Annotated in this window: 20 protein-coding genes and 1 pseudogene; 8 read left to right on the top strand and 13 right to left on the bottom strand. The window is 72.0% G+C overall.

Annotated features, from left to right (window positions below; translation table 11 throughout):
- Positions 1-71: 71 nt before the first annotated feature.
- Positions 72-305 (bottom strand): annotated as a pseudogene (locus QOZ89_RS17195) (DUF4287 domain-containing protein); the annotation flags it as partial.
- A 108-nt stretch (positions 306-413) separates the two neighbouring features.
- Here QOZ89_RS17195 and QOZ89_RS17190 point away from each other — a divergent pair.
- Positions 414-815, top strand: coding sequence for a hypothetical protein (locus QOZ89_RS17190; RefSeq protein ID WP_312624210.1), 402 nt, complete (start codon positions 414-416; stop codon positions 813-815).
- 12 nt (positions 816-827) lie between these two features.
- Here QOZ89_RS17190 and QOZ89_RS17185 read toward each other — a convergent pair whose 3' ends face one another.
- On the bottom strand, positions 828-2,042 hold the full coding sequence (locus QOZ89_RS17185) for an SGNH/GDSL hydrolase family protein (protein WP_397428793.1): 1,215 nt from the start codon (positions 2,040-2,042) through the stop codon (positions 828-830).
- Between the two features lie 235 nt (positions 2,043-2,277).
- Complete coding sequence (locus tag QOZ89_RS17180; protein WP_312624209.1) at positions 2,278-2,472, bottom strand: helix-turn-helix transcriptional regulator; 195 nt, start codon at positions 2,470-2,472, stop codon at positions 2,278-2,280.
- 147 nt (positions 2,473-2,619) lie between these two features.
- Here QOZ89_RS17180 and QOZ89_RS17175 point away from each other — a divergent pair, with 147 nt between their 5' ends.
- From QOZ89_RS17175 to QOZ89_RS17165, 3 genes are read left to right on the top strand one after another with little or no spacing between them, the layout of a single operon-like run.
- Positions 2,620-2,862, top strand: coding sequence for a hypothetical protein (locus QOZ89_RS17175; RefSeq protein WP_312624208.1), 243 nt, complete (start codon positions 2,620-2,622; stop codon positions 2,860-2,862).
- On the top strand, positions 2,859-3,311 hold the full coding sequence (locus QOZ89_RS17170; protein WP_312624207.1) for a hypothetical protein: 453 nt from the start codon (positions 2,859-2,861) through the stop codon (positions 3,309-3,311). The genes QOZ89_RS17175 and QOZ89_RS17170 overlap by 4 nt, the downstream gene beginning before the upstream one ends.
- On the top strand, positions 3,308-3,664 hold the full coding sequence (locus QOZ89_RS17165; protein WP_312624206.1) for a hypothetical protein: 357 nt from the start codon (positions 3,308-3,310) through the stop codon (positions 3,662-3,664). The genes QOZ89_RS17170 and QOZ89_RS17165 overlap by 4 nt, the downstream gene beginning before the upstream one ends.
- A 521-nt stretch (positions 3,665-4,185) precedes the next feature.
- Here QOZ89_RS17165 and QOZ89_RS17160 read toward each other — a convergent pair.
- A complete protein-coding gene (locus QOZ89_RS17160) occupies positions 4,186-4,422 on the bottom strand; it encodes a hypothetical protein (protein WP_312624205.1) in 237 nt (78 codons plus the stop codon).
- Positions 4,423-4,583: 161 nt separating this feature from the next.
- Between QOZ89_RS17160 and QOZ89_RS17155 the strand changes: the two genes are divergently transcribed.
- On the top strand, positions 4,584-4,778 hold the full coding sequence (locus QOZ89_RS17155; protein WP_312624204.1) for a hypothetical protein: 195 nt from the start codon (positions 4,584-4,586) through the stop codon (positions 4,776-4,778).
- Entirely contained in the window at positions 4,775-4,981 is a 207-nt protein-coding gene (locus QOZ89_RS17150; RefSeq protein WP_312624203.1) for a hypothetical protein, read from the top strand. The genes QOZ89_RS17155 and QOZ89_RS17150 overlap by 4 nt, the downstream gene beginning before the upstream one ends.
- Before the next feature lie 489 nt (positions 4,982-5,470).
- Here QOZ89_RS17150 and QOZ89_RS17145 read toward each other — a convergent pair whose 3' ends face one another.
- Genes QOZ89_RS17145 through QOZ89_RS17110 form a run of 8 tightly spaced genes read right to left on the bottom strand, consistent with a single transcriptional unit; the run spans position 5,471 to position 11,500 of the window.
- Positions 5,471-5,860 (bottom strand): hypothetical protein, encoded by a 390-nt coding sequence (locus QOZ89_RS17145; protein WP_312624202.1) that lies wholly within the window; start codon positions 5,858-5,860, stop codon positions 5,471-5,473.
- 1 nt (position 5,861) lies between these two features.
- Positions 5,862-6,266, bottom strand: coding sequence for a hypothetical protein (locus tag QOZ89_RS17140; RefSeq protein WP_312624201.1), 405 nt, complete (start codon positions 6,264-6,266; stop codon positions 5,862-5,864).
- Between the two features lie 11 nt (positions 6,267-6,277).
- Positions 6,278-8,566: a phage major capsid protein gene (locus tag QOZ89_RS17135; protein WP_312624200.1), complete on the bottom strand. Its 2,289-nt coding sequence runs from the start codon at positions 8,564-8,566 to the stop codon at positions 6,278-6,280.
- Between the two features lie 49 nt (positions 8,567-8,615).
- Complete coding sequence (locus QOZ89_RS17130) at positions 8,616-8,813, bottom strand: hypothetical protein (RefSeq protein WP_312624199.1); 198 nt, start codon at positions 8,811-8,813, stop codon at positions 8,616-8,618.
- The gene (locus tag QOZ89_RS17125) at positions 8,810-9,028 is read right to left on the bottom strand and encodes a hypothetical protein (RefSeq protein WP_312624198.1); all 219 of its coding nucleotides are present in this window, start codon (positions 9,026-9,028) and stop codon (positions 8,810-8,812) included. The genes QOZ89_RS17130 and QOZ89_RS17125 overlap by 4 nt, the downstream gene beginning before the upstream one ends.
- A complete protein-coding gene (locus QOZ89_RS17120; RefSeq protein WP_312624197.1) occupies positions 9,025-11,037 on the bottom strand; it encodes a DUF3987 domain-containing protein in 2,013 nt (670 codons plus the stop codon). Before QOZ89_RS17120 ends, QOZ89_RS17125 begins: the two co-directional genes overlap by 4 nt.
- The gene (locus QOZ89_RS17115; RefSeq protein ID WP_312624196.1) at positions 11,034-11,264 is read right to left on the bottom strand and encodes a hypothetical protein; all 231 of its coding nucleotides are present in this window, start codon (positions 11,262-11,264) and stop codon (positions 11,034-11,036) included. The genes QOZ89_RS17120 and QOZ89_RS17115 overlap by 4 nt, the downstream gene beginning before the upstream one ends.
- Complete coding sequence (locus tag QOZ89_RS17110; RefSeq protein WP_312624195.1) at positions 11,261-11,500, bottom strand: DNA-binding protein; 240 nt, start codon at positions 11,498-11,500, stop codon at positions 11,261-11,263. The genes QOZ89_RS17115 and QOZ89_RS17110 overlap by 4 nt, the downstream gene beginning before the upstream one ends.
- 122 nt (positions 11,501-11,622) lie before the next feature.
- On the opposite strand from QOZ89_RS17110, the gene QOZ89_RS17105 reads away from it, so the two are divergent.
- Together QOZ89_RS17105 and QOZ89_RS17100 are read left to right on the top strand one after the other, a co-directional pair.
- On the top strand, positions 11,623-12,345 hold the full coding sequence (locus tag QOZ89_RS17105) for a helix-turn-helix domain-containing protein (protein ID WP_312624194.1): 723 nt from the start codon (positions 11,623-11,625) through the stop codon (positions 12,343-12,345).
- A complete protein-coding gene (locus QOZ89_RS17100; RefSeq protein ID WP_312624193.1) occupies positions 12,342-13,541 on the top strand; it encodes a site-specific integrase in 1,200 nt (399 codons plus the stop codon). The genes QOZ89_RS17105 and QOZ89_RS17100 overlap by 4 nt, the downstream gene beginning before the upstream one ends.
- Before the next feature lie 66 nt (positions 13,542-13,607).
- On the opposite strand, the gene QOZ89_RS17095 is transcribed toward QOZ89_RS17100, so the two are convergent.
- The gene (locus tag QOZ89_RS17095) at positions 13,608-15,317 is read right to left on the bottom strand and encodes an MBOAT family O-acyltransferase (protein WP_071051459.1); all 1,710 of its coding nucleotides are present in this window, start codon (positions 15,315-15,317) and stop codon (positions 13,608-13,610) included.
- Positions 15,318-15,429: the final 112 nt, after the last annotated feature.

The raw sequence follows: 15,429 nt of genomic DNA, 5'->3' as shown, positions 1-15,429 counted from the left end.
GGGAGGACCCGGTCCCCAGGCCCGCGGTCGGGGCGCGCAGCGCCCCCAACCGCCGGCGCGGGGTGGAGGCCGACCCAGATAGCGCGGCGGCGCCTGTCGGACTCGTGGACGAGCGCGGCGGCGTAGCAGTGCGGGAGGTTGTACTCGTCGCGCAGCCAGTTGACACGCTCCGGGACCCGCAGCAGGCCTGGGCCATCCTCGATACGCGCGAGCCAGTGAGCTAGATCGTGGCCGGTGACCTTCGGAAGGCGCTGGATGAGACTCTGGTGGGTCTGCGGTGTCTGGACGGAGCGAAACTGAGACATGCGCGCCTCCTGAGCTGAACCCGTAGTCAACGGACCATGAAGGGAGGGTGCATCATGGCGAACCGTAGAGCAAGACCCGGCGTCGTCCTCGTCAGGTAAGGTGCCTGGATGTCGGAATCGGTCCAGGGCCTGGCCCGGGATCTGACCCGTGAGCTCAACTGGCTGCTGGACCGCCTCCGGAGCTGGAGCCCCGCATCCTGGGACGTGCGCGCCGCCGCCGGTGGCACCCGGGCGGAGCGGACCGCCGCGTTCTCCCGCGAGCTGGCCCGCCTGGGTCGGGCGGCGGGCTCCGCGGCCCCCGACGGCGCGCAGCCACCGCCGCTTGCTCCCCATGGCCTCGCAGACCAGGCGACTGTCCTCGCGGAGGACCTGCTCGGCCTGCTCGGCCGGCCCGGCCTCGACTCGGCCCGGCGCTCCCAGCTCGTCGCCGAGGCCTACCAGGTCGTGACCGCGGCCCGTGCCGACCTCGACGGTGCCGGATTCGGCTTCGCCGCCGCTCGCGGCCGTTGACAGTGCAGTTCGCTACCCGCTGCCGCCGGGTACTGGTGTGGTCAGGTGATAGTCGGCGGTGAGTGCCGCGAGGATCGGGGAGGCGACGATCCGGGAGCCATCCAGCGTGTAATGGACACCGTCGCGGGTCCTGGCGAGCACGGTGTGGCCGGCCGAGTCGCGTAGATAGTCGCTGTAGTGGCCCCGATTGGTCAGTTCGGGCGCCAGGTCCAGGAACGTGGCGCCGGGCACCTGGCGGGCGGCGTCCGCCACCGCGGCGTTGAGCTGGCGGAAGTAGCCGTCGAGGCGGCCGGAGCGCGCCGGCGGCAGGCTGGCCCAGTACACCCGGCGCCTGCCGTCATCCGTCCAGATCCGGAGCACGACGAGGGCGCGGCGCCGGTACTCGTCAGCCCACCCCGGTGACCCGGCCGGCAGGATCGTGCCGTCGGGCAGGGTGATGCCCTGGCCGTCGTTGGCGCCGAGGGCCACGACGACGACCTCCGGGTCACGGGCCGCGATCTGTGCGCGGGCGTGACTCGCCCAGTCGAAGAAGTCAGGACGAACGAGGCCGGTGCCGAACCGGGTGTCGGTCTGCGCTCGCACGGTGGCCGGCGCGGAGTTGGTGATCGTCGGGCCCAGCGACTCGGTGAGCGAGTCGCCGGTGACGAGGACGCGCAGCGGGTCGGCGGTCGTTGGGACCCGAACCGGAGCAGGCTCGACCGGCGCGGGCGTGGTCTGTCCGTTGCCGGCCACCCGCGGCCCGGTCATCGTGGCCCCCGGCTTCTCCCGGCCCGCGGCGGTGACCAGCTCGGTGGGGGTGGCCGGGCCGCCGTGCCCGAACAATGCCGAAAACCGCTCGCTCGGCCAGTCAAGGCCGAGCGGGTGGGTGACGGTCGCGAGCGGACGGGCGAGGGCTAGAACAACCTCTCGAGTCGTGCCCGGCGGCATTCCCTCGCCGGCGTGGACCGCGGCCGGTGCGCGCAGCAGTGCCACGGTGGCCAGCGACAGTGTGACCAGCGCGAACGCGCGCCGAGCGGATACGACCCGCGGCGACGAGCCCGCCGCCACCGCCGCCAGCTCCGGTGGAGGGGCCGGCGATCCCGGCGGTGCTGGTGCCGGGGGACGTCGCGACGGGCCGTGCTCGCGGGCATCCCTCGTGCCGACGTACCCGGCCGGCGTCTCGTCCACCTGGGTGTCCACGGCCCACGAGCCTGCCACGCCGCTACGCATCGTCTCCATCAGCGACACGAACAGTTTCCTCGGCCGATTTGACCTCCCCGCTGGTCTGCCGGGCCTGATTCGGCGTGACGCCCCGCGACCGCCGCGTCAGAAGCGGAAGTAGCGATTCCCGTCGATGCGGGTCACTGTCGATCGTTACTCATCGTCATCGATGCTGGTCAGCGCGGTTCCTGATCGACACCGTTCGACACCGTTCGACACCTTTAGCCGGCGCGCATGTGTCCACGCCGTGTCCACGGAGAGATCACTTCCCGGCTTGGCCTGGTCGCTTCTCGGAGATCCACTGTTCGACGTCTTCCTCGGACCAGACGCGGATGTGCCCCACCTCGCCGACGGGCGGTGGGAAGTCGTCGCGGTGCGAGAGCTGGCGCACCCGTTCGGAGCTGACGTCCAGGCGCGCGGCGATGTCCTTGGACGTCCAGAGCTTCGGGATTCCCACGCATCACATGGTACTTGCGCAGTCCCCAAGAGTCCCGTACCTTGTGCACTACCCAATGGCCTTGGGTACTACCCAATAGGACGGGCCCGCCCGGTGGGCAAACACCGGAACGGACCCTAGGAACGAGACCCGCGGAGGTCCCGCACCATGACCAACACGATCCCAGAGCCGGCCACCGCGCCGGCTGAGCCCCCGGCGGAGCGGCCGGCGGCGGTCGCCGGGCACCGCGTCGACCTGGCGCTCCCCTGCACCGTCGCCGAGATCCGCGCGGCGCTGCGGCGGATGAACGGCACGGACCGCATCGTCGACGTGCGGCTCGCGAACGAGCACGGCATGGTCTGGCTGGCGCCGGTCGCTGGCGTGGAGCTCACCGTGACGGTGACCGCGTGAGCGCCCCGGAGCTGACGGCCGCAGAGCTGGATGCGGCGCGCCAGCGGCTGGCCGTTACCGGCACGGCGATCGTCGCGCGAAACGGCCACGTCATCGGCGCCTGTGAGTACGTGCTGAGCCGGATCCTGTCCGGCGACCTGGACACGGCGTCCGACCGCGGGCAGGCGTCGATCCGCGACCTGCTCGCGCTGATCGCCGTCCGCCACGAGCAGCCGTCCCACGACGAGGTCATGGCGGCCAAGGTCGCGGACGAGGAGAAGTTCGCCGAGCTGCTGGAGCGGTGCGACCTCCCCGACCGGGCGGCGAACCACCGGGCGCGGGCCCTCGGGCTGCGCGCGGATCTCGCCGGCCGGGCCGCCCGGGCGCACCTTGATGGCACCGCCAAGCCGGCGGCCGCGCAGCTCGAGCAGAGCGGCCTCGAGGCGGCCGCGCGCGGCGACGCCCGATGACGGGCAGCCCGGCGGCCGTCCTGTCCGGTGACGACGTCGAGCGGCGCCTGTCGGTTCTCGGCGACTTCGGGAGGGTCGCCGTGATGGTGGGTGACGTCATCGACTTCGAGACGCTCAGCGACGAGTCCGTGCAGCTGCTCGCCGTCCTGGCCGAGATGACGTACGAGATCGCCATGGGCCTGCTCGCGCGGGACTCGGCGGCCGACTACGAGCGCGAGGGGATGACCGGGCCGATCGCTGGCGGGTCGCCGGAGGGCCTGTCGCCCCTCGCGTGCGAGCGGCTCGCACGCGCGTGCGAGGCCACGTACCGGCTGGCCCTGACGACGAGACCCACACCCGAGAGCGCCGAGTAGCACCCCAGCCCACCGGCCCGTCCCGCACGTCGGGGCGGGCCGGTGGCGCGTCCAGGGAGGCTCCCGGGTCGCCGGGAGTTCTCCCTACGCGCCTCCCTGTCCTGCCTCCCTGGGGTGACCTGCGCAAACGCCACCAGGGAGGCGAGGGAGTCACCCTGCCGGCAGGTGCCGGCAGGTGCCGGGTTAGCCCGGCAGCCGTCGTCGGCGACTCCCTCCCTGGGGCCCTGGCGGTCCCGATGCAGACCCGATGCGGTCCCGATGCATCGGGTCTGGCATCGGGTTAGGTCCGGCTGCGGCACAGCGGAAATCGGGTCATCGGGTCTCTCGGGACCGGCCCACCTAACCCCCGTCCTGGGACCTAACTCGCCTAACTCGCGCAGGTCAGCGGGCGCGGGGGGTACCTCACTCGCCGGGTTACGGACCTAACCCGCCCCGGCCGCACCTAACCCGCTAGGCGCTAGTTCGCAGGTCGGCCTGGCCGCGGGCCGCTAGCGGCGCTGCTAGGCCTAGCGGCAGGGGTGCTAGGCGGGCCCGTCATCGTCATCGGCCGGCGGCGGGGCTGCTGGCTGGCGATGCTCGGCGATCCACGCCTTGACCTTGTCCTCATCCCACAGGCGGCCGGTCCGCCCCACCTGCTCCGGCGCCGGGAACGACGGGCGGCGGCTGATCTGGTCCGCGCGCTCCCTGGACACCGTGCCCGTCGGCGACGTCGGTACCAGCAGTTCCGCGACGTCGGAGATCGAGATGAGCCGGGCCACCACTCGCACCCTGTGGGGTTCCACCCTGGGGATTGGCACCCAGGAACCCCGCGTGTAACGTCACGGACCGGCCACAAAGAGAAAGGCCCGTCCGGGGCGGTCACCCCGGAGCGGGCCTCGGCCCCCGCGAGGGGAGCCACGACGCCGTCGGAGGGCGCCGTATGGGCACATCATCCACGCCTGAGCCCGGTCCGGGCGAGCCTGCCGAGCTGCCCGAGCCCGAGCCTGACTGGGACTTCACCTCCGCCATCCCCTACACCGACGACGGCGTCCTGCTCGGCGAGCAGGGCGTCCAGCGTGTGCGGCGGGAGCTGGGCTGGGGCCCCAAGCCCGACGTGCCCGACGGTGACCGGTGAAGATCCGGATCACGGGCACGTCGGACGAGATCGAGATGGCGGTCGACACGTTGAACCTGACGCTGGACGTGCGGTCCGTCTCGCAGCCCGTACCGGCCGGCGACGATGAGCCCGGCCAGGTCCGCGTCGAGGTGATGGCCATCGACCCGACGGCGGACGTTCCCGAGGACGCACCCGAGGACGAGGCGCCCGCGCCGGCATGAGCTGGCGCCGGCCGCCAGCGTCGCCGGCCGGCGCCTCACGCGGAGTCACGGCCAACGATCATCACGCCGCGTAGCCGTTGCCGATCTTGCACTGGTCACGCTCGGTCACGAGTAACGGAGCGTAGCAGGCATTCGATCTTGCCCGACGGTCACAGAGCGTGGCCAGACCATGATCCCAGACCCGCGCACGGTGCGAGAAGCCTATCAGGCGTCGTGCCACCCGCCCTCAAACGGATGTGACCCCCCGGGCCCTCCCGGGGCGCGACGCTCCACACAACGTCGCGAACCATCACGCTGAGCACTCGAATCCGCTCACGCAACGCAACATCAGCGATGTCACTCTGAGCTACACGAACGCTGAGTGACTGAAGGCAGTGACGATGCTCGTCCACCATGCCCAGGCCCTGGCCACGGGTGGTGGTGGGTGGGCTTGGCCCTGCAGCCCAGTTGCGAGATGCGCCTGGGCTGCAGGACGGACGGTGTCTTGACCTACGCCCGCGTGACGACGTCCAGCACCCGCTGACACGCGGCAGGATCGGTCGGCAGCCCAGGCCAGGGCTCAGCTGGGACGGGTGGTGCCGAGACGTCCACGGGCAGCCCGGCCGCGTGGAATAGCCCCCGCTCCGTTGCCCACCCCACCGATGCGAGCCACCCCGCCACATCGGCGGCCTCGGCCTCGGTCAGCCCCGCCCCGACGAGCGCCTCGGCGACGGGGGCAGGGCCCGCGTCGTTGACCGCGGCGATGAAGGCGGCCAGCCGAGCCGGCACGGCCGTGACGCGCGCGAGCGTCTGCGCCCGGTCCAGCGTGACGACGTCGGCCGCGTCGACCAGCGACGTCCACAGGCGCGGCCACGCGACCCCGTACAGCGGACTGTCCACGTCAGCCCCCCGTCAGCTGGTAGTGCACCTGGATCAGGCCGTCCGGCATCGCCAGGCCCGAGCCGCCACCGCCCGTCTCCTTGTGCGCGACCAGCACGTCGCCCGCGTCGACGAGCAGGTTGGCCGCGGTGCCGGACAGCGTCATCGCCTCCGGGGTGAGCGCCACGCTGTCGGTGGCCGCGTACGACCGCGACGCCACGACCACTGCCACGTTGAGCAGCTGGAGGATGAAGAAGTTGGTGGCGTTCGCGGTGATCCCCGCGGCCGGTACCCACCGGACCGCCGTCACCTTGACGTTGAGCTCGGGGACCCACAGCGGCCAGTCGTCCTCGGTGCCGGCGGTCCCCTGCCCCGGCACGTAGAACGACCTGACCAGCTCGCCGCGGGTGGTCTTGAGCGCGCCCATGATGGCCCCTCTCAGCCCTGGCCGCGGTACGCGGACCGGTGGTCGATCCACGTGCCGCCGTACACGTGGCGGATCTTGTAGGTCAGGATGTCGGCGTCGAACATCGAGCCCTGGTTCGGGTCGCTCTGGGTGAACAGCTCCGGCTGGTCGGTCGGGCCGACGAAGCCGAGCTCGAACGTGGGCGCCTGGGCGGGGTCGGCGACCAGGAACCAGTCGTTGTCGTCGGTCCAGTAGTCCACGACGACCGGGGTGAGCCCGCGGTGCAGGTTGGGGATGTCGGTCGGCCCCGCGGACCCGCCGGACGGGACGACGACCAGCGACGTGCTGATCTGCCACGCGATCAGCTCCAGCTCGTTGGGCACGAGCAGGAACCGCGGCACCAGCGAGAGCAGGTCCACCGCGTCGCCGTAGGCGCTCTGGGAGCGCATCTTGCGCCGGCCGACGTCCAGCGTGCCCGAGCTGAGCGCGGAGGACGTGTCGGTGTTCGCGTGGCCGGCGTCGAACAGCGCCGTGCTGTCGTACGTGCAGGTGATGTTGGACGCGAAGAAGTCGAAGACGAACCGGTACAGCGTGATCGCGGCCGACCGGCCGAGCCGGCGCGGGATGCGCCGCACGGCGTCCATGTCGTCGTTGCGGATCATCTCCCACGTCAGGTCCTCGGTACCGCCGCGCTTGACCGCGGCGTACGTCGCCTCCTCATCGCCGGGCGAGGTGAGCGGCGCGTACGGCTGTGCCTCGCTGACCGAGGGGAGCAGGCCGTAGCCACCGAAGCGGGTCCGGCGCTGGGTGCGGAAGTCCACGCCCGTGGCCATGCTGCTGCACAGCTGGCGCCAGTCGGCGTACTGCGGCACCGCGCCGTACTCGGCCACCACCCGCCGGGCGACGCTGTCGCCGAGCACCTGCGCCCAGCTGGTCGAGAGCAGCGACTCCGTCGACCGGGCCGAGTCGTAGCCGCCGGCGCCGAGCACCCGGCGCGAGACGTCCCCGCCCGACAGGAAGTCCAGCTTCGGCCGTTCGATGTCGAGGTACGCCTCCGTCAGCGACCGGTACGCCACCGCGGACCGGCCCGGCGAGGTGTCCCAGAACGCATCCAGCGCGGCCACCTTGCGGTCCCGCTCATCCGTCACTTGTGTGCCGCCCACGGGCCCCACTCCATCCGGGATGGCCTCGGCCGCCGCGCGGGCGTCCAAGGCAAGGTCAAGCCGGGCGGTCAGGTCCGCCTCGGTGAACTGCTGCGGCAGGCTTGCCGCGACATGGTCAGCGACTACTGCCGGTAGCCGCCGCGCGGCCGTCTCGGACGCGATGAGGGCCTGTCCGCGGGCCGTCGTCCGGTCGTGGAACTCCACCACCGGAGCGTCGGTACCACCGGCCACGGCGCGTACTGGGCGTCCACCGGCGGCCGGGACCGCGACGACGTCCACGGAGTTCACGGCCGTGATCGTGGTGGCTTCCTGGGTGCCGTCCGGGCCGGGCCGGAACGTCGCCATCACGTCGTGGGACAGCCCCACGAACGGGGTGGCGCGGCCACCGGCGGCCAGGCCGAGGGCGACGTCGAGCGCCTCGGCGACCCGCGCGGCCGACGGGAGCAGATGGAGATCCGCCTCCAGCCCGGCGCTGGTCGCGGTCACCCCGGACAGGTAGCCGACCAGACCCGCCACGGCGGACGAACGCAGCGCGCCGTCATCACGGTGCCCGTCGTAGACCTGCGCGCCCTCGTACAGCGGCGCCGCGGCCTCCAGCACGCCCAGCGGGTAGTCACGGCCGTTGCGCGACCGGCCCGCCCGGATCACCTCCACCCGGAACACCCGCCCGCCGTCGGCCGCCGCGGCGCGCGCCTCCAGCACCCGCCCGTCGAAACTGTCGGCCGCCTCGGTGGCCCTCTCGTCCAGCGCCGTCACCAGCCCGCCCTCCTTCTTGTTCGCCTTCTTGGCACCCAGCGGGCCCGGCCAGCGGCCGTTCGCGTCGTGGTAGAGCTGGGCGCAGAAGCCCTTGATGTCGGTCAGGTGGTTGCGCGCCTCGGTGGCTTCCACCTCGGCCACACAGCGCGTGAACGCGCCCTTGGTCCGCCAGCGAATCCGCCGGCCACCCTCACCCGTGAGCCAGTAGGCCTTCAGCGCCGGCTCGTTGCCCTCGGGGTTGTTCACGTGCCCCGTGCGCGCCTCGGCCGTCGCGAGCAGCTGCAGCGCGCCCTGGTGGTCGTCCGCCTCCAGCGCGGCGAACAGCGCGGTCCGCTCGTCGGCGGACAGGGCGCGCGTCAGGTCGACACCGCTCTCGGTGCCCCCGTCGAAGTCGCCCGTCATGCCCGCCGCCCTAAGTCGATCAATATCAGGATAGTTGCTCCGCACATGCTCAGGAATGGGCGGCCGGCTCGCTGGCCTCGGCGATCGCCCGCGCCAGCGCCTGGTACCCGGCCGCCCGTGGATCGGAGTACGGCGCCAGCCCGAGCGCCTCCAGCACCTCGCGCCGGGCGGCCGGGTCGGTCACCATCCGGCGAACGAGGCGCGCCGCGGCAGTCCGCTCGGCCTGGCGCGCGGGGTCGGCGCTCATGCCCCCGCCCCCTCTCGCTGACTACTGCTGGTCACGTCCAGCCGCGCGAGCTTCGCGGCGTGCAGCCGGCGCTTCCCGTACTCCCGGCGCCGTCGGTGCGCGGCTTGGAACTCGTCCCGCGCCTCCCGCCGACGGCGGGCCGCGGCGATCTGCTCGGCCACGCGGGAGGCGCTGGCGGCGGCCACATCCGCGGGCGTGGGCGGTGGGGCGGTCATGAGGCCATCAGTCCGGAGAGCAGTTGCCGCCGGTGGCCATTCGCGATGTCGGCACCGATGTCGGCACGGGAGGTTGCCGACACCGTTACGATCTCTGTTGGACCGGATGTAGCGCCCTGACCTGCACTGATGTCATCCGTTGTCGGTCTGTCTTGATGGTGTGTACCGCCGATGTCGGCAGTGCCGACAACGCCCGAGTGGTGGACGCTCAGACGTGGGTCCCGGGGCGCGTAGACGACCGTGGCAACCCGCCCGCCACCGGGTGGCGCCTCGTCGCGGACCGCGCCCGGGTAGAGCTGGCGGTACTCGGCGAGCACCGTGTCGAGCTGGCTCTTGGTCCGGATGCCGCAGGGCGTGGCGCGCACGATCTCCCGGCGGGTCACCCGCCCGCCCCGCTCGGCGACCCACGCGGCAAGCCGGTCGGCTGCGCGGAGGAGGGTCTCCTCCCGCCGCGACGTCGCCAGCGTCTCGGCCGATCCGCCGAGCACATCCCAGACGCCGATGGCGTAGTCGACGAGCGCCACGGCGCCGGTCATGGCTTCCGGTGGGATCGGGCCGCCCTTGCCGGGGGCGGTGAGTTCGGCGAGCACCAGGGCGACGCGTAGCGACTGCCGGTCGCCCTTGCCCGCGGCGCCGGCCGCGGCGGACCCGGTCCCGACCGCGACGGAGAGCGCCTTCCACCGAGCGACGGCGGCCCGCCACACCCGGTACGTCGAGTCGTCGAGGTACCAGGTACGGGTGGTGCCGTTAGTGGCCGCCTTGTCGACCCACGTCGCCCAGTCCTCTGACGTCGGCGCCGGCTCGGCGGACACGACGCCCGGCGAGCAGTGCGGCAGCCAGCGGGCGCGGGCGCCGGACTCGTCGTCACCGAGCATGGCGACGAGGTGGGGCTGTAGCCCGCCGACGATGGGCACGGTCGGCTGGTCGATCCGCAGTGATGCCCCGCCGGTCACCCGGTCGTAGCGGACCGCGCCGCCGTCCCAGATCGACAGCCACCGAGCCTGGTTTCCGCCGTCGCCGTTGGCCCGGTAGCGGGTCATCCCGGCGAGGTGGGTCTGTAGCTCGTCGACGAGCGCGCCGACGCGGCCGTTGGTGGCGTCCAGCATCCGCAACACCCGCTCTATGGACACGTCGTCGACCGTCCAGCGACGTTCGATCGGAGTGGGCGTCTGCTTCTGCTCCTTGGGCGCCAGGGCCTCCCAGGCGTCGCGTTCGGCGCGCCACTGGTCGTAGGCGGACCGCTCGATCGCGTCCAGCGGGGCGCGCGCGATCCGCAGAGCAGGCGACTTGCCACCCGTGCGGGGCGCGAACAGCGATACCCACAGCGCCGGCCGTTCGGCCCAGTCCGGTGCGTCCAACTTCGGCTGGATCACGGCCGGCATCGTGCAGATGGCCGCGATGCCGAGCCCGGCCCCGCCGACGAGTGCGGCCGGCAAGCCGGTCGACGTGGCCTTGGCGATCAGGTCGCCGAGCGGCCCGACCGACATGGCCTTGACCGGATAGTCGGGCAACCGCGCCGGCGGCGCGCCCTGGTCCTGGTCCCGCTGGCCGCGCGCGGCCAGCACACGGGAGACCCCGGCGGCCACCTGGTCGACGTCGGCGCCCTTGCCGATCCGTTCCGCGGCGTGCGCCAGGGCCTCGGCCGTCCGACGCCGGTCGCCGGCCTCGGTGATCTGTCTGACGTACTTGCCGACGTCGATCCCCGGGCGGCCCGCGTTGATCAGGTCGGACAGGTAGGTCGGCTCGACTCCGTAGCTGGGCGTGGCCCCTTGCTCGGCGGCACGGCGTGCGAGCTCCTCGCGCACGGCGGCCGGGTCGGGTGGGACGTCCCGGACGTTCCACAGGAAAGTGATCGCCTCAAAGATCGCCCGATGCGACGGGCGCCAGAAGTCCTCACCATCGCCTAGCTGGCCAGTGATCCGTACCAGCGTCGTCGGGTCGGCGTACATCAGCTCGCCGAGGACCGCCCGCTCGGCGTGGATGACAGCGGCCTCGTCAGCAGCGCTCACGCGACCCCCCGCCGGTCATCGCCGAACAGGACGCGACGGCTGATCTCGTTGGCGAGCCCGGCGCGGCACAGGTGCTCCCACGCGAGCCGGGAGGCCCGACGCCGCTGGGCGTCTACGAAGTCGAGGACGACAGCGGTACCCTGATCGTGCGTCTGGCCGCCCGCCTGACCGTTTGATGCCGCCCGGTGAGTCCGTCGCTCACCGGGCGGTTTCGCGTCCAGGGTCATGCCGCTGGCGCCACATCGATGCCGAGCAGCTCCAGAAGGCGCGCGACCGGCACGACGTAGTTGCGGCCAACCTTGATCAAGGGAACCGGGAAGGTTCCCCTCTTCGCCATGCGGTAGCCAACGCTCTCGCCAATGCCGATCACGTTGCACGCGGTCCGGAGATCCGTTCGAACCCCCAGGCCACGCACCCGCTCGGGCGTCCACAGCGTGTCCGCCTCTGCCGTCGCGTTCGCCACGTCGACTCCTCGTCCGGTCGTTCGATCCGTGTCGTTCGATCGAATGGTGATCGAACGATGATGACCGTAGCGGACAAGTGGCGTGGTCGGCAAACGACCGAACGATATGCGACCATGGGCGCGTGTCAGACAACGACAACGAACGACGCGTGCCGACGGATGGCCCGGCGCGGATAACGCGTCGGGAGTACGTGCCGAAGCTGCAGGCCGGTACTGGCGCCTCTGGTGCCACTGTCGGGCAGGTCGTGGGCGAGAACCTTCGCCGTATTCGGGAAGAGCGCCGGCTTACCCAACACGAGGCCGCACTGCGCTGCCAGACGGCCGGCCTGCCGTGGACGCGGGTGCGGGTCGCGGCGGTGGAACGCGGTGCGCGCGAGAGCGTCGACCTAGGCACGCTGCGCGTGCTCGCCGATGCGTTCGACGTCGAACTCGCCGAGTTCTTCGCGGGTGCCGGGGATGTGATCCTGTCTCCACGGGCACAGCAGACGCGCGCAGGCCTGCGCGCTGCCCTACGCGGGGTGTCGACGACGAGCGAGATCGGCGCCTCGGACCGCGTGCTGTCTGTGCTGGATGACGAGACACCGATCGTCCGGCTTCGCAGTCATCGCCGAGTCGTCTCCGTCGACGCGGACCAAGCTCTTGCGGAGCGACTTAGCGTTGAGCTCGCGGACGTACTGCGCGCCGCAGATGGTCTCTGGGGCCACAGCCTCACGGAGGAACGGGACCGCCGCGTGGCGGCCCTCGGCGACCTGGAGCCGGGCGAGCGCCAGGCGCATCGCGGTCACATCACGCGCGAGCTCGCGCGTGATGTCGAAGACCGCCTCGGCAAAGGAGGCGAGCCGTGAGCCGGTCGAAGGACTACGAGCGGGAGTGTCGCTGCGAGGACCCGACGGCCTGCCGACGTAAGGACGGCCCCGGACACCGGGTGCGCTACCTCGTCAGGTTCGAGAAGCCGCCCGGCCCGAACGGGGAGCGCCGCCAGGGCAAGCGGCGGTTCCGCACGGCGGAGGAGGCGAAGAACTTCCGCGCCGGGACGATCACGGCCGTTGCCGCTGGCACCTACACCGACCCGTCGCGCGAGCCGCTGGCGAAGTACCTACGGGACTGGCTCAAGCGCAAGGAACGGACCCTGAAGCCGGGCCCGCTCGCGGACTACACCTACCGCCTGAACACCTACGTGATCCCGCACATCGGCGCCGTCCAGCTCGGCAAGGTCCGCGTCGACACGCTGGACCATCTGTTCGACTGCATCGCGGAGGACGAAGACCACGACCTCGGGCCGACGTCGCTGCACTCGGTTCTGGCCGTGCTGTCCAGCGCGCTCAGCGACGCCTTGGACCGGGACCTGATCGGCCGGAACCCCTGCTTCCGCTACGCCAAGAACCACTTGCCCCCGAAGGGCACCCCGCGGGTGAGTCCGTGGTCACCAACCCAGACGGCCGCGTTCCTCGCGCATGTCGCGGATGACCGGTACGCCCTGCTGTGGCGGATGTACGCCCTGTTCGGCCTGCGCCGGGGCGAGGGGATCGGCCTGCGCTGGTCGGACGTCGACCTGGCCGCCAACCGCCTGACCGTGGTGCAGGCCATCACGCTGGCCGGCGGGCGAGTGGTGGTCGGCAAGCCCAAGACCAAGGCCGGCGAGAACCGCGTCGTGGTGTACGACGCGGACACGGTGGCCGCCTTCAAGGCGCACCGTAAGGCGCAGGCCGCGGAGAGGCTCCGCGCCGGCCAGGCGTACGACGATGCCGGCCTGGTGTTCTGCGACGAGATCGGCCGGATGGTGCGGCCCGAGGCCGTGTCGCACCGGTTCCGGAAGCTGGAGGCCGCGGCTGGCCTGCCGCGCATCCGACTGCACGACCTTCGCCACGGCGCGGTCTCGATGCTGCTGCATGCCGGCGTCCGGCTGGAGATCATCTCCAAGTTGGTCGGCCACTCGTCGACGAGGGTCACGACCGACCTGTACGGACACCTCGTCGAGGGGACGGCGGAGTCCGCGGCCGAGGCCGTCGCGGCGTTGCTGAAGGGCACGGCCAGCGCATGATCGGCGCGTTCGTGTCCAATCCGTGTCCACAGCGGGTCCGCCGACGCTGCGACCTGCGGGGGAGCGTCAGAAGCGGAAGTAGATGAACGGGGCGACGTCCTGCTGGCCGACGAACGAGTACGCCACCAGCAGGAACGCGGCGACGGCGAGCGCCTGGACCGGCAGCGTCAGCTGGTCGAAGGCGCCCTGGGCCGCCGCCCACCAGCGCGCCGGCACGGCGGCGAGGCTGAGGCCGACCACGATCGCGACGACCACCGTCGGCGTCACCAGACCGACGGCGAGCCCGCCGGTCACCAGCCGGCGCAGGATTTCCCCGGTGGTGGCCAGGTCGGGGGACCGGAACAGCACCCAGGCGGCACAGACAAGGTGGAACGTCACGATCCGGCGCACCCAGCGTCCGGCCGTCGCCATCGCCGGCGCCGCCGGGCCGCGTGACGTCGACAGCTCGTCCGACGCGGTCGGGATGGTGGACTCGGCGGCGACGGAGCCGGCGGCCTCGCCCGCCCGCGGCGGGGCCGCGGCTGCCGGAGCCGCCTCCGCCGAGTCGAGTCCGGCGGGGGCTGGCGCCGTCAACGCGGGCGCGGCGGCGGGTGAATCGGCCGAACCGGTCCTGGTCGGGTCCCCGCCTTCACGGGGGAGTGGGATGGTCGCCGAGCGCGCGGCGGGGGCGGCGGCCGTCGGCACCAGCGCGACGCCGGGACGGCGGGGGCCGCGGTGACCGCGGGGGCGGGCCCGGCGCCGTGCGAACGAGCGCTCGGCCGCCAGGCCGGCGCCGTGCGCCGCGCCCCAGCAGACGAACGTCCAGGCCGCCCCATGCCACAGCCCGCCGAGCACCATCGTGACCAGCAGGTTCAGCTGGGTGCGGCGCGGGCCGCGCCGGCTGCCGCCGAGCGGCACGTAGACGTAGTCGCGCAGCCAGCGCGAGAGCGTCAGGTGCCAGCGCCGCCAGAACTCCCGCAGGCTCGTCGCCGCGTACGGCCGGTCGAAGTTGTCCGGGAAGCGGAAGCCCAGCAGCAGCGCGATCCCGATGGCGATGTCCGAGTAGGCGGAGAAGTCACAGTAGATCTGCACGGCGTAGCCGTAGATCGCGGCGAGCACCTCGATGGACGAGTGCTGCCCCGGGGTGTCGAAGACCGGGTCGACGAGGCGACGGGCGAGCAGGTCGGCCAGGACCACCTTCTTGACCAGGCCGCCGCAGATCAGGAAGACGGCGCGGGTCGCCGGGACGGCGGCGCGGTCGCGCGGGCTCGCCAGCTGCGGGATGAACTCCCGGGCCCGCACGATCGGCCCGGCGACCAGGTGCGGGAAGAACGCCTCGTAGACGGCGAAGTCGATCAGTTTCGCCGGCCTGGTGTCACCACGCCAGACGTCGATGACGTACGAGAGTGCCTGGAACGTGAAGAAGGAGATCCCGATCGGCAGGGCGACCTGCAGCAGCGGCAGCGGCGCGCCGAGCCCGATCTGGTCAAGCGTCCGGTCCACCGACAGCGCGAAGAACCCGTAGTACTTGAACCAGCCCAGCAGGCCAAGATCGGCCACGATCGCGCTGATCAGGATCCTCCGGTCGCGGCGGCGGGCCAGCATGACGGCGGCGGCCTGGTTGACCAGCGTCGACGCGACGATCAGGAGCACGAACCGGGCATCCGTGTAGCCATAGAAGAAGTAGCTTGCCGCCAGCATGAACGGCTTCCACCACCGTGGCCGCGGCATCAGCCACCACGACAGAGCCATCACGACCAGGAAGAAGGCGGCGAACTCGATCGTCGGAAAGACCACATGCACCGCCCTCGTCGCCATCGGTAGCCGACGCCACTTTACTTAAAGTGACATCATCGATACTGATAGCGACCATCGATGGCGAGGCTGAATCGATGGCGAGGCTGGCGCA

The organism is Pseudofrankia coriaricola, assembly GCF_032027725.1.
Taxonomy (GTDB): domain Bacteria; phylum Actinomycetota; class Actinomycetes; order Frankiales; family Frankiaceae; genus Pseudofrankia.
Note: the sequence above shows the minus strand (reverse complement) of the source record. Positions and strands in the feature narration are given on the sequence as shown.